Source organism: Haloarchaeobius sp. HME9146 (assembly GCF_025399835.1).
GTDB lineage: Archaea > Halobacteriota > Halobacteria > Halobacteriales > Natrialbaceae > Haloarchaeobius.
Genome location: NZ_JAODVR010000002.1, coordinates 656,868 through 674,682 on the forward strand (window position 1 = coordinate 656,868; position 17,815 = coordinate 674,682).

The 17,815-nt window shown below is 66.0% G+C and carries 15 protein-coding genes and 1 pseudogene; 8 read left to right on the forward strand and 8 right to left on the reverse strand.

Annotation, left to right across the window (positions count from 1 at the left end; genetic code table 11):
- Positions 1-16: 16 nt before the first annotated feature.
- From N6C22_RS20855 to N6C22_RS20865, 3 genes are all read right to left on the reverse strand, one after another.
- Positions 17-1,009, reverse strand: coding sequence for a ribonucleotide-diphosphate reductase subunit beta (locus N6C22_RS20855; RefSeq protein ID WP_261653145.1), 993 nt, complete (start codon positions 1,007-1,009; stop codon positions 17-19).
- A gap of 34 nt (positions 1,010-1,043) precedes the next feature.
- Complete coding sequence (locus N6C22_RS20860) at positions 1,044-3,644, reverse strand: ribonucleoside-diphosphate reductase subunit alpha (protein ID WP_261653146.1); 2,601 nt, start codon at positions 3,642-3,644, stop codon at positions 1,044-1,046.
- A 111-nt stretch (positions 3,645-3,755) separates the two neighbouring features.
- On the reverse strand, positions 3,756-4,844 hold the full coding sequence (locus N6C22_RS20865; protein WP_261653147.1) for a hypothetical protein: 1,089 nt from the start codon (positions 4,842-4,844) through the stop codon (positions 3,756-3,758).
- An 89-nt stretch (positions 4,845-4,933) separates the two neighbouring features.
- Between N6C22_RS20865 and N6C22_RS20870 the strand changes: the two genes are divergently transcribed.
- Positions 4,934-5,605, forward strand: a complete 672-nt coding sequence (locus N6C22_RS20870) for a hypothetical protein (protein WP_261653148.1) — start codon at positions 4,934-4,936, stop codon at positions 5,603-5,605.
- A gap of 66 nt (positions 5,606-5,671) precedes the next feature.
- Complete coding sequence (gene mutS, locus N6C22_RS20875) at positions 5,672-8,320, forward strand: DNA mismatch repair protein MutS (RefSeq protein ID WP_261653149.1); 2,649 nt, start codon at positions 5,672-5,674, stop codon at positions 8,318-8,320.
- A 9-nt stretch (positions 8,321-8,329) separates the two neighbouring features.
- On the opposite strand, the gene N6C22_RS20880 is transcribed toward mutS, so the two are convergent.
- The gene (locus tag N6C22_RS20880; RefSeq protein WP_261653150.1) at positions 8,330-8,791 is read right to left on the reverse strand and encodes a cupin domain-containing protein; all 462 of its coding nucleotides are present in this window, start codon (positions 8,789-8,791) and stop codon (positions 8,330-8,332) included.
- A gap of 195 nt (positions 8,792-8,986) precedes the next feature.
- Here N6C22_RS20880 and N6C22_RS20885 point away from each other — a divergent pair, with 195 nt between their 5' ends.
- Complete coding sequence (locus N6C22_RS20885; RefSeq protein ID WP_261653151.1) at positions 8,987-9,196, forward strand: HVO_0649 family zinc finger protein; 210 nt, start codon at positions 8,987-8,989, stop codon at positions 9,194-9,196.
- Between the two features lie 42 nt (positions 9,197-9,238).
- Here N6C22_RS20885 and nucS read toward each other — a convergent pair whose 3' ends face one another.
- Both nucS and N6C22_RS20895 read right to left on the reverse strand, forming a co-directional pair.
- Positions 9,239-9,985 (reverse strand): endonuclease NucS, encoded by a 747-nt coding sequence (gene nucS / locus N6C22_RS20890; protein WP_261653152.1) that lies wholly within the window; start codon positions 9,983-9,985, stop codon positions 9,239-9,241.
- 46 nt (positions 9,986-10,031) lie between these two features.
- Complete coding sequence (locus N6C22_RS20895; protein ID WP_261653153.1) at positions 10,032-10,640, reverse strand: DUF6735 family protein; 609 nt, start codon at positions 10,638-10,640, stop codon at positions 10,032-10,034.
- A gap of 259 nt (positions 10,641-10,899) precedes the next feature.
- On the opposite strand from N6C22_RS20895, the gene N6C22_RS20900 reads away from it, so the two are divergent.
- A complete protein-coding gene (locus N6C22_RS20900) occupies positions 10,900-11,307 on the forward strand; it encodes a type IV pilin N-terminal domain-containing protein (protein WP_261653154.1) in 408 nt (135 codons plus the stop codon).
- A 217-nt stretch (positions 11,308-11,524) separates the two neighbouring features.
- On the opposite strand, the gene N6C22_RS20905 is transcribed toward N6C22_RS20900, so the two are convergent.
- Positions 11,525-12,523, reverse strand: coding sequence for a hypothetical protein (locus N6C22_RS20905; protein WP_261653155.1), 999 nt, complete (start codon positions 12,521-12,523; stop codon positions 11,525-11,527).
- Between the two features lie 572 nt (positions 12,524-13,095).
- On the opposite strand from N6C22_RS20905, the gene N6C22_RS20910 reads away from it, so the two are divergent.
- Positions 13,096-14,139 (forward strand): YeiH family protein, encoded by a 1,044-nt coding sequence (locus tag N6C22_RS20910; RefSeq protein ID WP_261653156.1) that lies wholly within the window; start codon positions 13,096-13,098, stop codon positions 14,137-14,139.
- A 74-nt stretch (positions 14,140-14,213) separates the two neighbouring features.
- Here the strand turns inward: N6C22_RS20910 and N6C22_RS20915 are convergent, their stop codons facing one another.
- Positions 14,214-14,855, reverse strand: coding sequence for a helix-turn-helix domain-containing protein (locus N6C22_RS20915; RefSeq protein ID WP_261653157.1), 642 nt, complete (start codon positions 14,853-14,855; stop codon positions 14,214-14,216).
- 60 nt (positions 14,856-14,915) lie between these two features.
- Between N6C22_RS20915 and hutU the strand changes: the two genes are divergently transcribed.
- The 3 genes and pseudogenes from hutU to N6C22_RS20930 all read left to right on the forward strand — a co-directional run.
- Positions 14,916-16,658, forward strand: a complete 1,743-nt coding sequence (hutU, locus tag N6C22_RS20920) for a urocanate hydratase (protein ID WP_261653158.1) — start codon at positions 14,916-14,918, stop codon at positions 16,656-16,658.
- Positions 16,655-17,575, forward strand: a complete 921-nt coding sequence (gene hutG, locus N6C22_RS20925) for a formimidoylglutamase (RefSeq protein ID WP_261653159.1) — start codon at positions 16,655-16,657, stop codon at positions 17,573-17,575. Before hutU ends, hutG begins: the two co-directional genes overlap by 4 nt.
- Positions 17,572-17,815: pseudogene (locus tag N6C22_RS20930) on the forward strand (imidazolonepropionase); the annotation flags it as partial. The gene hutG and the pseudogene N6C22_RS20930, both read left to right, overlap by 4 nt.

Below are 17,815 nucleotides of genomic sequence, written 5' to 3' on the forward strand. Positions count from 1 at the left end.
CAGGTCGACGACCGGGCTACCAGTCGAGGCTCCCGCCGCTCCGGTACTCCGTGACCTGCGTCTCGAAGAAGTTCTTCTCCTTGTTGAGGTCGACCTGCTCGGACATCCATGGGAACGGGTTCTCGGTGCCGTACTGTTCCGGCAGGTCGAGCTGCCCGAGCCGACGGTCGGCGACGTGTTCGACGTACTCGGCGAACTGGTCTGGACTCATCCCCAGGATATCGTCGGGGCAGGCTTCGTAGGCGTATATCCGCTCCAGTTCGACCGCCTCGGTGATGAGGTCGATTACCTCGTCCCCGAAGTCGTCGGTCCAGACACCGGGGTTCTCGGCGCGAATCTGGTTGATGAGGTCGACGCCGAAGCCGAGGTGGAGCGACTCGTCGCGCATGATGTACTCGAACTGCTGGCCGACACCGACCATCTTGTTCTGGCGCTTGAGGCCGAGCATCATCGCGAAGCCGGCGTAGAAGAAGACACCCTCCATGATGACGTAGAAGCCGACGAGGTCCTGGAGGAAGTCACGGAGGTCCTCGTCCGTCTCGATGGTGAAGTCGTCCTGATTGATGACCCGCGTCAGGTCGACGACGAACTCGTCTTTCTCCTCGATAGAGGGCACGCGGTCGTACATCCCGTAGAGGTACTCGGGGTCGAACCCGAGGGAGTCACAGCAGTAGATGAACGTGTCGGTGTGGATGGCCTCCTCGTAGGCCTGTCGGAGCAGGTACTGACGACATTCGGGGGCGGTCACGTGGTCGTACACCGCGAGCACGATGTTGTTCGCGGTGAGGGACTCCGCCGTCGAGAAGAACCCGAGGTTCCACTCGACGAGCTGGCGCTCGGCGTCGGAGAGCGCGTCCCCGTTCCACTGGGAGATGTCCTCTTGCATCGGAATCTCCTGGGGCACCCAGTTGTTGTTCACACCCGCTTCGTAGTACTCGCGGGCCCAGTCGTAGTCTATCGGCAGTATCTTGTTCGGGTCGTGTTCCGTGTCGTCGTTGAGTATCGGCATCGGTGAGAGACTGTGAAGTGGTGGTCGGCAAGCGTTACTGGCAGGCGTCACAGGTCGGGTCCTCAACCCGACAGAGGTCGCCTTCCTGGGCGGGTTCGCCACCGTCTGACTGGACGGTCTTCGACGAGCCACCGCCGCGGTGCTGTGTCTTCCCGTACTCGGCCATATCGAGCGTAGACTTCTCTATCTGGGAGGCACCGAGTGTCCGGAGGTAGTAGGTCGTCTTCAGGCCGAGTTCCCACGCGGTCTCGTACACGTCGGCGAGCAGGGAACCGTCGGTCGACGGGAAGAAGACGTTGTGCGAGATGGACTGGTCCAGCCACGTCTGGCGGTGTGCGGTCAACCGGAGCTGGTGGCGCGGGTCGATCTCGAACGCGCCGCGGTACAGCTCCTGCAGGTCGTCGGGGATGTCGTCTATCTCCTGAATCGACCCGTCGTGGTACTTGATGCGGTCGACCATCTCGTCGTCCCAGAGGTCGCGTTCCCGGAGGGCCGCGACGAGCTGGTCGTTGACGACCGTGAAGTCGCCGGACATGTTCGACTTGACGTAGAGGTTCGAGTACAGCGGTTCGATAGAGGGCGTCGTCCCGTTGATGGTCGAGACGGTCGCCGTGGGCGCGATGGCCATGGTGTTCGAGTTCCGCATCCCGTGTTCCTCGACGTGTTCGCGGACGACGTACCAGTCAAGCGTCTCCTCGCGGTCGGTCGGAATCTCCCGGCGGCGCTCGTCCTCGAGAAGGTCGACGGTGTCCTGCGGGAGCAGCCCGCGGTCCCACTTCGACCCCTCGTAGGAGGGGTAGGGCTCGCGCTCGGCGGCCAGCTTCGAGGAGTTCAGGATGGCGTGGTAGGAGACGAACTCCTGCCAACGGTTCGCCTTCTCGACGGCCGCCTCGGACGCCATCGGCACGTCCAGCCGCAGCAGGGCGTCGTGGAACCCCATCGTCCCGAGCCCGATGGGGCGGTGGCGCATGTTCGAAAGCTCTGCTTCCTCGGTCGGGTAGAAGCAGAGGTCGACGACGTTGTCGAGCATCCGCATCGCCGTCTCGATGGTGTCCGCGAGGTGCTCGCGGTCCAGCTCGCCGCCCGACACGTGCGTCGCGTAGTTGACGCTCCCGAGGTTGCAGACGGCGTGCTCGTCCTGGCTGGTGTTGAGCGTGATCTCGGTGCAGAGGTTCGAGGAGTGGACCGTGCCGACGTGGTCCTGCGGCGACCGGACGTTGCAGGGGTCCTTGAACGTCACCCACGGGTGGCCAGTCTCGAACAGGCGCGTGAGCAGCTGCCGCCAGAGATCGGTGGCGTCGACGCGCTCGTACTGCCGGAGCTCGCCGTCCTCGGCCTGCTGTTCGTACTCTTGGTAGCGTTCTTCGAACGCCTCGCCGGACAACTCGTGGAGGTCTGGCACCTCGTCCGGGCTGAACAGGGTCCACTTCTCGTCGGCTCGGACCCGCTTCATGAACAGGTCCGGTATCCAGGCCGCCGTGTTCATGTCCGGGGTCCGCCGGCGCTCGTCGCCGGTGTTGCGCTTCAGGTCTATGAACGCCGGGAAGTCGAGGTGCCAGCAGGCGAGGTAGGCACACGCCGCGCCGCGGCGCTTGCCCGAGCGGTTGATGGCCGCGGTCACGTCGTTGCTGATGCGGAGGAAGGGGACCACGCCGGTCGATTCGACACCGGTCGACTGGATGAGCGACCCGGCGGCCCGGAGGTTGGTCCAGTCGTTGCCGAGGCCACCGCTCCACTTCGAGAGCTGTGCGTGGTGCTTGTAGGCGTCGAAGATACCCTCGAGGTCGTCCTCGACCGTGGTCAGGTAACAGGAGGAGAGCTGTGGATGGGCCGTCCCGCTGTGGAACAGGGTCGGCGAGGAGGGCGTGAACTCCAGCTTCGAGAGCACGTCGTAGAACTCCTTCGCCCGCTGCTGGGGGTCGTCTTCCTCGATGGCGAGCCCCATCGCGACGCGCATCCAGAACGCCTGCGGGAGTTCGAGGCGCTCGCCGTGTTGCTCGGTCTTGAGGAAGTAGCGCTGGTACAGCGTCTCCATCGCCATGTACTCGAACTCCTCGTCGCGGTCGAGTTCGAGGTATTCGGCGAGGTCGGCGAGGTCGAAGCGGTCGAGGAGACGGTCATCGAGCAGCCCGAGGTCGACACCGCGTTCGACGTTCGTGACGAACGTCGCGCGGTACGCCTGGTCGAGGTCGAACCCGGTCAGGTCCTCGCCGATGACCTCGCGGTAGTACTGCTGGCGGAAGACAGCCGCGGCGACCCGCTTGAGTTCGGGGTCGCGCTCGACCCGGGCGGTGAGCGACTGCAGGATCGCCTCGTACACCTCGTCGGTGGTCGCGCCGTCGTAGAGGCTGCGCTCGATATCGGTGTGGATGTCCTCCCACGCCGTCTCGGGGAGGTCGGTCTCGTGGCCTGTGCGTGCCCGGTCGAGGATGGACCGGACGTCGGTGGTCGGTGCGGTAGATTGCTTGCTCATGGATGCTGTGAAGCGAACGACTCGATGCGACCGTCCCGCTACCGGGTGTGTGGGTGATGACGCCCACCGCGCCGACACGTCTCGTGCCCGAAGGACCGGGGCGTGTCGAGACGCGTGGCTGTCCGGTTCCGTCGCCAGAGATGCCTCTCGTCGGCCAGGCACTCGTGGCAAACCGCACGTCGGGAGGGTGGTCGCCGGCCGCAGTATTCCCTGTGCTACGGAGCCGTGATAAATGCTTCCCAATCAGATTGAAGTAGATAAAGTAGAGTTGAATTACTGTCTGTGTGTGTCGGTTTCGTCGGCACCGCCGACGCCATCACTCTCGTCGAATTCGCCAGCGCCACTCCCGCCATCCCCCTCCTCGTCGTCTGCACGGACGGCCGAGCGCTGTTCCGGCACCGGGTCGAGGTCGGGAGCTACGTCGCCGAGGACGAGCATGGCGTAGTACCGGAGGTAGGTCTGGACCGGGACCTGCACAACCGCGGCCACAGCCACCAGACACACCACGAACAGCACCGCGGCGACGGCCATGACGAGGATGCCGAGCGCCTCGACGGCTGAGAACAGCAGGAAGCCCCCGCCGAACAGCGCGCCGAACGGGACCAGCAGGACCAGGGCCGCGACACCGGCCACGATGCCGACGACCGCCCCGCCGACCATCGACAGGATGGCCCCGGCGACGGCGTACGCGAGGTACTGCGTCCAGTTCGCCGGAATCGTCCCCCAGAGCCGTCGCCAGCCCGCGAGCACGCCGACCTCCTCGACGAGCATGATGGGGACGACGAACACGGTCGTGAACCCGTTGACGACCCCGACGATCACGGCCAGGACGAGGAACAGTGGCACCAGCACGAGCGCCACCGCGAACACCGCGAACACCGACCGGGGCGGTCCACCGCCCAGCATGGTCAGCACGAACAACCCGGCGAACAGGGCCACCGAGCCGAACACCAGCAGCCCGAGGACGAGCCGGAAGCCGAACAGGCCCAGGCCAGCCCGCCAGTGCTCGCGCCAGTAGCGCCGAATCGCGACGGTCTCCTGGCGCAGGGATTCGACGAAGACGAACTCCATGATGGACCCGACGAGCAGCAGGGCGACGACGAAGGCAGCGACGGCGGCCACGAGGGCCGCGATGAGCCAGATGTCGGGGACGGTGAGCTGGCCGACATCGACGGGCGGGACCCCACCGCCGTCGGAGTTTGCGGGGACGCTGTACTGGAACGAGGCGAAGTTCGCGCCCGGGCCGCCGACGAACAGGACGACCAGGGCGAGCTTCAGCCAGTCGGACCGCCCGAGGGAGCCGAGGAACGAGCGCGTCACGGTGTACGCGTCGTCGAGGTCCTCTACCGCGTGGAGTGGCATACGTGAAGAGACGCGGGCATCGCTGATGAAAGTGTGCTGTCAGTGAGGTGTCGCCTGGATTCAAGTACCGCCGGGTGCCAGACCCGGGTATGCGAGATGCCCTCCTTCGTGCAGCCGGCGAGCGATACACGTGGCGGACAGTGGTCTCGTTCTGCCTCTCGGTTGCCGTCCTGTCAGTCCTCATCGACGACGAATCGGTCGTCCTCGCGTTCTTCGCCGCGGTGCTCGTGCTCGAGGGCGCGGCAGTTGCGCGTACGGCGCGAGGGGTCGATGGTCGGTGGGTGAAGGCCGGGCTCGGCGCGCTCGCCGTCCTTCTCGGCGTCGTGTGGGTCGGGCTGGAGCTTCGCGAGGTCGGGACCGGGGACCCGCTCTTCGTCCCCGTTCTCGCCGCCGTCGCTGGTCTCTGGGTGCTGCTCGACACTCGTCGCGATTTCGTCGAGGGGCGGCGAGACGAGCCCTCCCGGGAGGAGGTGGACGCCGACGACGTGCTGCTGGTCATGAACCACATGCACCTGGTCGCCGAGGAACTCGAATCGGGACCGAAGACCGTCCCGGAACTGGCCGCGGCCTGTGACCTGACGGAGTCACGGGTCCGCGAGGCGCTCGACGCAGCGAGTGCCAACGATATCGTCTACCACGTCGACGAGGCCGAAGGAACGCCACGATACGCCCTCGACGAGTCGAAGGTCGGGGCGGTCGCGTTCGTCAGGGAGAACGGGCTTCGGGTCGCCCGCCGACTCGTGCGGCCCCTGCGGTGGTGAGACGGAGAGGCCACGCCGGACCCGAATCCAGCAGATATTTCCACGCGACCCACCAGCCGTCTGCGTATGGACGCAGCGCTCGGACCGCCGGAGAAGATGGCCGAGCAGGCCGACGAGCTGACGCCGATGATGCGCCAGTACTACGAACTGACCGAGCGCTACGACGACGCGCTCGTGCTCTTCCAGGTCGGTGACTTCTACGAGACCTTTTGTGCCGCCGCCGAGGCGACCTCGCGCATCTGCGAGGTGACCCTGACCAAGCGCGAGGACTCGACGGGCAGATACCCGATGGCCGGGGTTCCAATCGCGAACGCCGAGAGCTACATCGAATCGCTGCTGAATGCGGGCTACCGGGTCGCGGTCGCGGACCAGGTGCAGGACCCCGACGAGGCCAGCGGCGTGGTCGACCGGGCCGTCACTCGCATCGTCACACCAGGGACGCTGACCGAGGCCGAACTGCTCGCGACCGACGACAACAACTTCGTCGCCTGCCTCACGAAGACGGGCGACCCCGACGACCCGACCGGCGAGGGCGGCGAGTACGGTTTCTCCGTGCTCGACGTGTCGACGGGCGACTTCTACGCCACGGCCCCGCCGAACGCCCCGACCGTCGCGGACGAAATCGGCCGGTTCGACCCCGCCGAGGCCATCGTCGGGCCCGACGCCAGCGCCGATACCTTCCCTGCCGACTGCATGGTCTCGCCCTACGACCGGACCGCGTTTACCACCGAGAAGGCCCGCGCGAAGGTCACCGAGTACTTCGGCGACCCCGACGCCTTGCTGGCGGGCGACGCCGAGGTCCGCGCTTGCGGTGCATTGCTCGCCTACGCCGAGTACACCCGCGGCGGCGAAGAGGGCTATCTTGACTACCTGAACCACCTCACGCGGTACGACCCGCGGGAGTACGTGGTCCTCGACCCGACCGCCATCGCCAGCCTCGAACTGTTCGAGCGTCGCTCCGTCAGAAGCGTCGAGGGCGCGACCCTCGTCGAGGTGCTGGACGAGACTGCCTGCGCGATGGGTCGCCGCGAACTCACGGACTGGCTCCGCCGCCCACTCGTCGACCAGGACCGAATCGAGGGCCGCCTCGACGCGGTCGGCGAACTCGCCCACGACCCGGTGGCACGCGAGCGACTCCACGAACTGCTCCGGGACGTGTACGACGTGGAACGGCTCATCACCCGGGTCTCCCGCGGCCGCGCCAACGCCCGGGACCTGCGCTCGCTGAAGGACACGCTCGACGTGGTTCCCGAGCTCAAGGAGACGATGGCGGACCTCGAAACGGACCGCCTCGCCACCCTCCGAGACGGCCTCGACGAACTCGAAGACGTGCGCGACCTCATCGGCCGGGCCATCCGAGAGGAACCCCCCATCGAGGTGACCGAGGGCGGCGTCATCGAGTCGGGGTACGACGAGACACTGGACGACCTCAGAGAGACCGAACGCTCGGGCAAGAACTGGATCGACTCCCTCGAGGCGAAAGAGCGCGAGCGAACGGGTATCGACTCGCTCAAGGTCGGGAAGAACCAGGTCCACGGCTACTACATCGAGGTCACGAACCCGAACCTCGACCGGGTGCCCGACGACTACAACCGTCGCCAGACGCTGAAGAACTCCGAGCGGTTCTACACGCCGGAGCTGAAGTCCCGCGAGGACGAGATTCTGCGGGCCGAACAGCGGGCCGACGACCTCGAATACGACCTGTTTCGGGAGGTCCGGTCCTCCGTCGCGGCCGAGACCGAGCGCGTGCAGGCGCTGGCGGACCGCATCGCTGCCCTCGACGTGCTCGTGTCGTTCGGGACCGTCGCGGCCGAGAACGACTACACGCGGCCCGAGTTCTCCGAGACCGGCATCGACATCGAGGCGGGCCGCCACCCCGTCGTCGAGCAGACCCAGGACTCGTTCGTCCCCAACGGCGCACAGTTCGACGCCGACGAGTTCTTTGCGGTCATCACTGGCCCGAACATGAGCGGGAAGTCGACGTACATGCGCCAGGTCGCGACCATCTGCCTGCTCGCACAGGCTGGCTGTTTCGTCCCCGCCGCGTCCGCGGACCTGCGAATCCTGGACCGCATCTTCACCCGGGTCGGCGCGAGTGACGACATCGCCGGTGGGCAGTCGACGTTCATGGTCGAGATGACCGAACTCGCGGACATCCTCCGGGACGCGACCGAGGATTCGCTCGTGTTGCTCGACGAGGTCGGACGTGGTACCTCGACCGCTGACGGGCTCGCGCTCGCGAAGGCCGTCACGGAGTACGTCCACGACGAACTCGGCGCGACCACGCTGTTCGCCACGCACCACCACGAACTCACCGCGGTCGCCGACGACCTCGCCGGCGTGTTCAACCTCCACTTCGACGCGACCGAGGTCGACGGCGAGGTGCAGTTCAACCACGACGTGGGCCGTGGCGCGGCGACCGCCTCCTACGGTGTCGAGGTCGCCCAGGCCGCGGGCGTGCCCGACGCGGTGCTGGAGAGAGCGCACGAACTGCTGGCGGAAGAGACAGGTGCCGACCCGGCAGCGTCGGTCGACGGTGTTGCAAAGCCGGGAGTCGACGGTGCTGAAGAAGCAGCCACCGCGGATGGCGGGTCTGTCGACCGTTCGCCCGAACTCGACGGTGTCCGTGCGCGTCTCGCCGGCCTGAACGTCGCGGATACGACGCCGATGGAGGCGCTTCGCATCCTCGACGACCTCAAGCGCGAACTCGACTGAGTCCCGGTTTCAGATGTCCTTCGTCATGCCACATTCGGGACAGCGGAGCTGTTCGCCGTCCTCGCCCATGATGAACTGCAGCGAGTCGCTCTCGCCGCACTCGCGACAGCCCATCGGGACCCGGACGTCCTCGCTGCCTTTCGGGGCACCGAGCGCGAGCCCGACGACCTGCTCGTCGGATTCGTTCGTCCCCTGCTGGTACTCGCCGCGGGCAAACCGGATGGCCTCGTGGGGCCCGACCTCGACGGACTCGTCGGGAGTCTCGAACGTGGCCGTCCCTTGGATGACGTAGAAGACCTCCTCCTGGTCCAGATGGGTGTGCATCCCACCCGAGAAGGACTCTCCCGGTTCCAGCGAGTAGTAGTTGATGGCGAGGTCGCTGGTCCCAAGCGGGTCCGAGAGGCCGCGTCGGTCGAGGTCGGAGTCTCCGAGGAACTGGCTCTCGATGTCGTCGATGTCGACGTGTTCCATGCTCGGAACCCACTGGCTCCTGCGTGAAAAGAGCGAGTCTGTCGGCGCTGACTGCCGGTGGATATCGACAGCCCGCAGGGATTCGAGTTTCTTCAGTCCAGCCAGAGTGGCCGTTCACCGGTTCACGAGACGAATCAGTATCCAGCCAACATGTTGACCGGACGTTTTTTGTGCCGGCACGGTGTAGACCATGGTATGTCTGCACATACCAGGCGTGGTGCGAGCGCGTTCGACCGCCTCACGACGCATTACGACGTCGACCTCGTCTGCCCGAAGTGTGGCAACGAGGACGCGGACGGCCACTGGAAGGCTCAGACGGACGGCGGAACCGTGCGCTACACGCACCTCTGTCCGAGCTGTGGCGAGATTCGTCAACGGACCCTTCGGCTCGGCAGTCACCAGTAACGCCTCGGTACCGTCTTCTCTCGTGCACACCGGGAGCCGCAGCTAGGGCGACGGCGGCTCCAGCGCGACGAACTCCAGTCCGTTCTCCGCCAGGAGCCGACGCGCCCGGTCGGTGATGGAGGGTGCGACCAGGATTCCCCGTATCGTCGCGCCAGCGTGCAGATCCCTGCGGAGTGCCTCGACGTAGCGGTTCAGCTGGCTTGCAGCGTCGGGACCGACACGTTTGCGCTTCAGTTCGAGGACGAGGACGTTCCCGTCGGTGTCGCGGCCGTAGATGTCGACCGCCCCGGCGGCGGTCTCACGCTCGGTCGCAAGCGGGACGAACCCCGACTCGACGAGGTCCGGTTCGTCGAGAATGCGCTGTCTGAGGTCCTCCTCCGAGCCGGCGAGAGTCAGTTGCTCGTCGTCCATCACGGAGAAGACCGAGACCTGCCGGATGCGCTCGAAGGTGACCAGCAGTTCTTCTGTCGGCGAGTCCCGCGTGCTGAATAGCTCCAGGGTCCCCTCCTCAGAGAGCCGTGCCTCCTGCCGGCAGCCCGGCGGCTGCCAGTTCACCGGTTTCTGTCCCTCGTCGGTGTGGACCAGCACGGTCCCGTCGGGCTTGCACATGACGTGGCGGTCGCCGAGGCCGAGCTGGCTCGTCGCCCGGCCGTCGTAGCTGACGGTGCAGCGGCCGAACACCGTCACGAGCTGACCGTCGGCGAGGCCGTCGTCGACGACGGACCTGGCTGTCTCGTGGTCCGGCGTGACGACTGTCCTGTCGCCGTCTGCCGTTCCCTGTCGCGTCACGATTCTCCCTACCGGCGCGAGCGTATAAAAACGGCCCGCGACAGGGTCAGCCCACGTACACCTCGCGGCCGTCCGCTGCCCACTCGCGGCAGCGCTCGCGGAGATGGACGTGCACAGCATCGTCGGTCAGAGCCCCTCGCTCTTGCATCGCTACCATGGTATCGGCGACGCCCCGGAACCAGGCCGTGAGCCGAGCTGCGTCCTCGACCGGGTCGCGATCGCGCCGAAGTGAGACGAGTGCGCCGTCTCCGACAGGGTCGGCGTCCGGCAGGGCCCGCGCGAACCAGAGTGGCTGGAATCCACGAACGTCGACCGACCGGGAAACCACGTAACACGCCTCGTATTCTAGGAAGTCGAACTGGCCGGTGAGGTCGTCGAGGTCGGCGACCACGGTCCGGGGGTTGGGGTCGACAGGTGTGTCCGGCTCGGTCGGTGGGTCTGGTTCCTCACCGTCGACGATGGCTTCGTGACACTGTGCTTCCCAGTCGTTATTCGCGCCGAACGGGCTGTTCGGTCGGCAGGTGGTGAGCAACTGCCAGCCGAGTGCGCCCCACTGGGAGTGATGTATCGAGAGTCGACCATCGGCTCGTTGGTACGCCACGAGTGCACGGTGGCCCACGTTCATCGCCTCCGCCGTTTCGAGTAGTTGGTACACATAACGGCGACTCTGGCCTCGGCTTGGCAGATAAACCGTTGGAATGAGTTATTACTGGACCGACTGGACCACCTCTTTTCGAGCGACAAATCAGCCAGAATTGGTGTATAGTAAAAAACATAACAGCCAAGAAAACTTTATATTCTAATGAGTGCTTATTCCAGCAAGGACTACGGGGTCGCCCCCGAAGCAGCGAAACCCGCCGAGATTCTCAGCGCGTAGTCGTCGCTCTGGTGCCCTGTATCCGGGGAGTATACAGATGAAACTCAAACAGCTATTCACGGAAGAGCGTGCAGTCTCGCCGGTCATCGGCGTCATCCTCATGGTCGCCATCACAGTCATCCTCGCGGCCGTCATCGGCGCGTTCGTGCTGAACATCGGCGGGAACCAGGAGAAGGTGCCGCAGGCGAGCTTCTCGTTTGCGGACAACGGTGCAGCCACCAACAACATAGAAGTCACTCACGAGGGTGGGGAAGGTGTCGCAACTGGCCAGATTACCTTCACCGTAAACGGAGCTGACCAGACGTCGCCCTTCGGGACGGATACCTCTTGGACCGCCGGGGAGACCTTCCCCGTGACTGCTGCGTCCGGTCAGACCGTCAACATCGTCTGGGGCGCATCTAGTGGCTCGTCAAGCAACATCATCGGGACGTACACTGTCCCCTGAAGACCACTCTCTGTAGAGAGACAGATTTTTCACTTTCGTTGTTCTCTTGATTTGACTCGCGGGCACCATCAGCTACTCAAGCCTCGTGTTGAACTATCGACTTCAACATCCTTCACTAGCCACACTATCAACGTGGCATGACCGTCAGGTATCCGTTCCTGACCGACCCTCCAACAGTACGCCCACATTTTCCGTGTATCGGGCGGCGTAGAAAATATCAGTCAATCGGGAGTTGCACACGCGCGACTTCGACTGTGTCACCCGCTGCGGTGCTCGTGAACACGAGATCCGGGCCGGCTTCGGCGACCCTGAGAGTCGAGGTGCTTTCGACGGTGCCTCTGGAGACGTCGATGTACCCGGTGTCCCCGGTGGCATCGGCGGTGGGGTTCTGGCCTTCGCGCTCGTACAGCCGGTCCTGCCCGTCGACCCGCTCGTGCCGGAGGTACTCGTCGTGCCAGCGCACCGGCTGTGCGGCGGTCCGCGAGCCGGTCGTTCCGGCGTGGACCACGGGAAGCCCGACCTCCTCGCGCACGTCGTGCGAGAGCCATTCCCCGCCGGTCGCCACCGAGAGGACCGCGACGTAGGGGCGCTCTGCCGGGGAGACGACGATGACGTCGATGACGTCACCAGAGAGGTCCTCGCCGGGGTCGCTGGCGAACAGTTCGAGGTGTGCGGATCGCCCGTCGCGCATCTCGGCGAGCATCGAAGGTCGCGGGACGCCGGCGGGGTCCGCGAACACGTGGCAGTGAGCGATGGGCTGGTCGCCGTCGTCGGTCAGCACCTCTGCACCTGACGCGACGCGTCGGTCTCCGCCCGCCGCCTCGACGGCGTCCTGCCACAGGCCTTCCGCGGGGGCGAACGCCCACCTGGCTTTTGTCGCGTAATCGACCGTCACGGCCTCGTGGACGGTGAGTTCTGTCGTCGAATCCAACGCCCAGCTATCGGGTTCGCGCGTCAGGCGCGCCCCGACGCGGTACCCAGGGCGGAGTCGGTCGACCTGTCGCTGGAACCGGACCGGGTAGTCAGTCGCGCGAAGGAGGAACGTGCCGCCGAGTTGCGAGTCGAGTGCGGCGAGGGGGTCTTCAGCATTTCTGGTCGCGTCCCAGTCCGGGCCGTCGGCGAGGTCACGCACGAGCAGGCCGTCTGCGCGGCGGGCGAGGACTCGGACGTCTTCGGTGGTCTCGTCCGTCGGCGTGTCGCTCGCATCGGCGGCCATCGTCTGAACGTCGGGCGAGGAAGTGGAAACGTCTTGCGGGGATTTCTACCGGACAGGGGTAGCCCCTCCGTGAATCTTAGCCAATGAACTGTTGGACGAGTTCCGCCGAGAGCGTTCTTCGCGATACGGCGGTGTCTCTCCGTCCGGTGGTCGCTGTCGGCCCACCGTCTGCGATACCGGGAATTGTTGCTGGTTATTGGGCAGGTCTGGAGAGGCAGGCCGCTTCTCCCTTCGAGATCCTCGCACAGACCGAAGGATGTTAATCCTACCAGGACAGACGCTCGGACAGACACAGGAGCGTCGAGGACCATCTCGGTTTCATCGACGACCGACATTACGTCAGCGTCGTCATCATCTTCGACCACGACCGCGGAAAAAGTATCCGCTACCTCGGAGGGACGCCAACCACGCGACAGCCAACCACCGACATGTCATCAACAGAACCCACATCCGTAAGCGAGATACTCTTGCACCGCTGGGCAACCATCGACCGAGGTTGGAAAGCCGTGGGCGTCGGTATCGCCGTCACTCTGCTGGTCGAGATCGGCGCGACGGTTCCCTGGTGACCAGCGGTGACAGAAGGCAGTGGCGCTGACGTGGCTGATTCCCCCACTCTCGTGGGGAGCCTGCGGTCGTACCTCCCCGGCGTCGCTGCACTCGTCTGCATCGGTTTCGTGGCTCGCTTTCTGAGCGACGTTGTTCCGCACGTCAACGCCCTCATCGCGGCGGTCGCCATCGGCATTCTGCTGCGGAATCTCGTCGGCGTCCCCGACCGGCTATCACCCGGCGCCGAGACGCACAAGCTCTGGCTCGAGGCTGGCATCGTCCTGATGGGTGCGCGGATCTCCATCGAGACGTTGCTCGACGCTGGCGCTGAACTCGCGCTCGTGGTCGCCCTCGGCGTCGTCGCGACCATTCTCCTCGTCGAACTCCTCGCCGCCTTCCTCTTCGACGTGCCCCAGAAACTCGGCTCGCTGCTGGCCGCCGGCGCAGGAATCTGTGGTGTCTCGGCGGTCGTCGGCGTCGCGGGGAGCATCCGCGCGAACGAGGAACAGATCGCCTACGCCGCTGGCACCATCCTCCTGTTCGACGTCGTCACCTTGTTCGTCTACCCGGCCATCGGCGAGTGGCTCGGCCTCGCAGACCGCGTCTTTGGCGTCTGGGCCGGCCTGACGATGTACAGCACGGGCCCCGTCACGGCCGCCGGCTTCGCAGTCTCGGAGACGGCCGGCCAGTGGGCCACCGTCACGAAGCTCACACGAAACCTGTTGCTCGGCGGCCTCGTCGCGGTCTACTCCGTGCGGTACGCAAGGCGTGGAGAAGACCGAGAATCGACCGTCTCTCCTGCGGCCCTCTGGGCCTCCTTCCCGAAGTTCGTCATCGGTTTCTTCGCCGTCATGGTCCTCACATCGACCGCGCTCGTCTCGTCCGCCGATACGACCCAGCTGACCAACGCCTACCGCTGGCTGTTCCTGTTCGCGTTCGCCGGTCTGGGCCTGAGCGTCGACGTGGCGGACCTCCGAGAGACGGGGGTCCGCCCCGTTGCACTAGTACTCACCGCGCTGGTGCTCGTCAGCGTCGCCTCGCTGGTCGTGATACAGGCACTGCTGGGGTAGGTGATAGGAGGGGACCTGCACGACCCTTTCAACGTAGAGAAGGCGAGTGCAGAGTCGACCAGTCGTCGGCGTATTCACAGATACGGCACGACCGCGTCGAACAGTTTGCGCTCTGCGATTCGCAGGTGTTCCTCTGCGGTCCGGCGGTCGATGTCGAATACTTCGGCGATGTCGGTCATGGCGGTCCCGCGCGGAATCTCGTAGTAGCCGGCCTCGTGGGCAGCCAGGAGTATCTCGCGCTGGCGTTCGCTCAGCGTGGGAAGCACCGCGTCGAGTCCCGACGAGGGCGACCGACGGGCCGGCGAGGCGACCTCGCGTTTGGATTCGACGGTCACGTTGAAATCGGCGACGAGGTCGCGGAAGAAGGCGGTGAGGCGCTCGGCATCGAGTGCGAGCACGCGGACGACCTTCTCGCCGTCTTCGTATCGAATCGGCGGGAGCAACAGGCAGTCGTGGCGGGCGAGGTAGGCGTCGATGGTCGTCTCCGCGTGGTCGCGCAGGCACTCGTCGGTGATGAGGAGGCACTCGTCGTCTGCCTGTACCCGTTCTTTGACCCCCACCTCGGCAGCCGCGAGGTCCGCCACCGTCTCGACTGGGCCGACCACATGCAGGAGGTCGCAGTGGTCGTTGCACCAGAGGTCGATTCGGGCGTCGCTATCGGCGGTAGCCCGGGCGTAGGAACTATGGTCGCGGACGCGGAGGACCGCCTCTAGCATATAAAGACACCAGCACAGGCCTGCCCTTACGTCTTTGGGATGGCACCACAAGTATCAGGTATGGCGCAACAACCCGAGCCCGAGCGGAAACACGACGTCGGCGAGCCCTCCGAGCAGTGGAAGCAGTACCAGGGGGCCCCGACAGGCACGGACATCGAGTGCAAGGGGTGGCGACAGGAGGCGGCCCTGCGCATGCTGAACAACAACCTCGACCCCGAGGTCGGCGAGAAACCCGAGGAACTCGTCGTCTACGGCGGGACCGGCCGCGCCGCGCGTAGCTGGGACGCCTACGACGCCATCCTCGACGAACTCCGGAACCTCGAAGACGACGAGACGCTGCTCGTCCAGTCCGGCAAGCCGGTGGGCGTCTTCCAGACTCACGAGCGCGCCCCGCGAGTCCTCATCGCGAACTCGAATCTGGTTGGGAAATGGGACGACTGGGAGCACTTCCACGAGCTCGAGTCGAAGGGACTCATCATGTACGGCCAGATGACCGCCGGTTCCTGGGCCTACATCGGCACTCAGGGCATCATCCAGGGGACCTACGAGACGCTGGCCGAACTCGCCCGCCAGCACTACCCCGACAACGACGGTCTGCGCGGGAAGATTACGGTAACTGGTGGCCTCGGTGGCATGGGCGGTGCCCAGCCCCTCGCCGTGACGATGAACCACGGGGTCTGCATCGCCGCGGAAGTCGACGAGCACCGCATCGACCGCCGCATCGAGACGGGCTACTGCATGGAGAAGACGGACGACCTGGACGAGGCCATCGAGAAGGCCCAGGAAGCCGCCGAGGCGGGCGAACCGTACTCCATCGGCCTGCACATGAACGCGGCGGACATGTTCGAGGGGATGGAAGACCGTGGCTTCGTCCCGGACGTGGTCACCGACCAGACCTCGGCGCACGACGAACTGGAGGGCTACTACCCCTCGGGCTACACCGTCGCGGAGGCCGACGACCTGCGCGAGCGCGACCCCGAGAAGTACGTCGAGGAGAGTATCGACACGATGGAGCGTCACGTCGACGGTATCCTCGCGATGCAGGACGCGGGCGCAATCGCGTTCGAGTACGGGAACAACATCCGCGGACAGGTCAAGGAGTACAAGGGTCGCGACGACGCGTTCGACTTCCCGGGCTTCGTGCCCGCCTACATCCGGCCGCTGTTCTGCCGCGGGAAGGGCCCGTTCCGCTGGGCCGCGCTCTCAGGCGACCCCGCGGACATCCACCGGACCGACGAGGAGATACTGGAGCTGTTCCCCGAGAAGGAGCACCTCCACCGCTGGATCGACCTCGCCCAGGAGCAGGTCCACTTCCAGGGTCTCCCGAGCCGCGTGTGTTGGCTGGGCTACTCGACCGACGACGACGGCCTGACCGAGCGCGCGAAGTTCGCCCTGCGCATCAACGAACTCGTCGCCGAGGGCGAGATCTCGGCACCCGTCGTGGTCACCCGCGACCACCTCGACGCCGGCTCCGTCGCCTCCCCGAACCGCGAGACGGAAGCCATGAAAGACGGCTCCGACGCGGTCGCCGACTGGCCCATCCTGAACGCCTTGCTCAACACCGCCTCCGGCGCGGACATCGTGAGCGTCCACGACGGCGGTGGCGTCGGCATCGGGAACTCGCTGCACACCAACAACCACGTCGTCCTCGACGGCTCCGACCTCGCCGCCGAGAAGGCCAAGCGGGTGTACACCACCGACCCCGGCATGGGCGTCATCCGTCACGCCGACGCGGGCTACGAGGAAGCCCTCGACGAAGCGAAGGTTTCGAACGTCCGGGTGCCGATGCGAGAAGACGAATGACGACGTTCACAGAGCCGCCTGTCTGGCAGGGCACCTCCAGCGACCCGAACGACGTACAGTTCGGTGACGTGGTCGCACAGGCCACCCTCGACACGGCGGGCGACTACGACGCGGTCATCGTCGGCGAACCGTACGACGGCGCAGTCATCGGCCGGAAGGGCGCGGCTGACGGACCGGACGCCATCCGCGACTCCCTGGCTGGCGTCAAGACCCACCATTTCGACGCCGGCCCGGTCTCCGGAATCGCGGACCTGGGCGACGTGGCCATCCCGAGCGGGGACGTGGCGATGGTGCAGGACATCGTCGCGGACACCACCGCGGCGGTCCACGAGACCGACGCACTGCCCGTGTTCCTCGGCGGCGACAACTCGCTGACGGTCCCGAACGTCAGCCCACTCCTCGAATCCGGCTCCGTTGGCGTCCTCAACTTCGACGCTCACCTGGACTGCCGCGAGGTCCCCGACGACGGCCCGACCAGTGGCACGCCGTACCGCCAACTGTTCGAGAAGGGCCTCGAATCCTACGCCTGCGTCGGCGCGCGCCACTTCGAGACCTCGACCCGATACGACGACTTCGTCCGCGAGCACGAGGCCGAGATTCGCGTCGCCGAGGAGGTCGGCGACGACGCGGTCGACGCCGTGGACAAGGCCATCAACTCGCTGGGAGACGTGGACCACGTGTACGTTTCCGTGGACGTGGACGTCCTCGACGCGGCGTTCGCACCCGGCGCGAGCGCGCCCACACCCGGTGGCATCACGACCCGGGAACTCTACCGGATGCTCCGGTTGGCCGCGAGTGACGACCGAGTCGCCGGCTTCGAGGTCGTCGAGACCGCACCGTCGCTGGACCGCGACGGGCTGACGGTCGACGCGGCCGCCAGGGCCGTCGCGCACTTCCTCGCGGGGTGGTCGGCGTGACCGACCTCGTCGTCTACGACATCGAGGAACTCGCCGTCGGCCCCGGCACCGACGAACCGATGGAGTTCATCCACAACGCGGCCATCGCGGTCGAGGATGGCGAGATCGTCGCGGTCGGCGACACCGACGAGGTGACGGGTGACCACCCGCCGTCGGCGGCGGACGAGAGCTACGACGCGGCCGGCCAGGCGGTCTTGCCGGGCTTCGTCGACCCCCACACCCACGCGCTGTTCGCGGGGG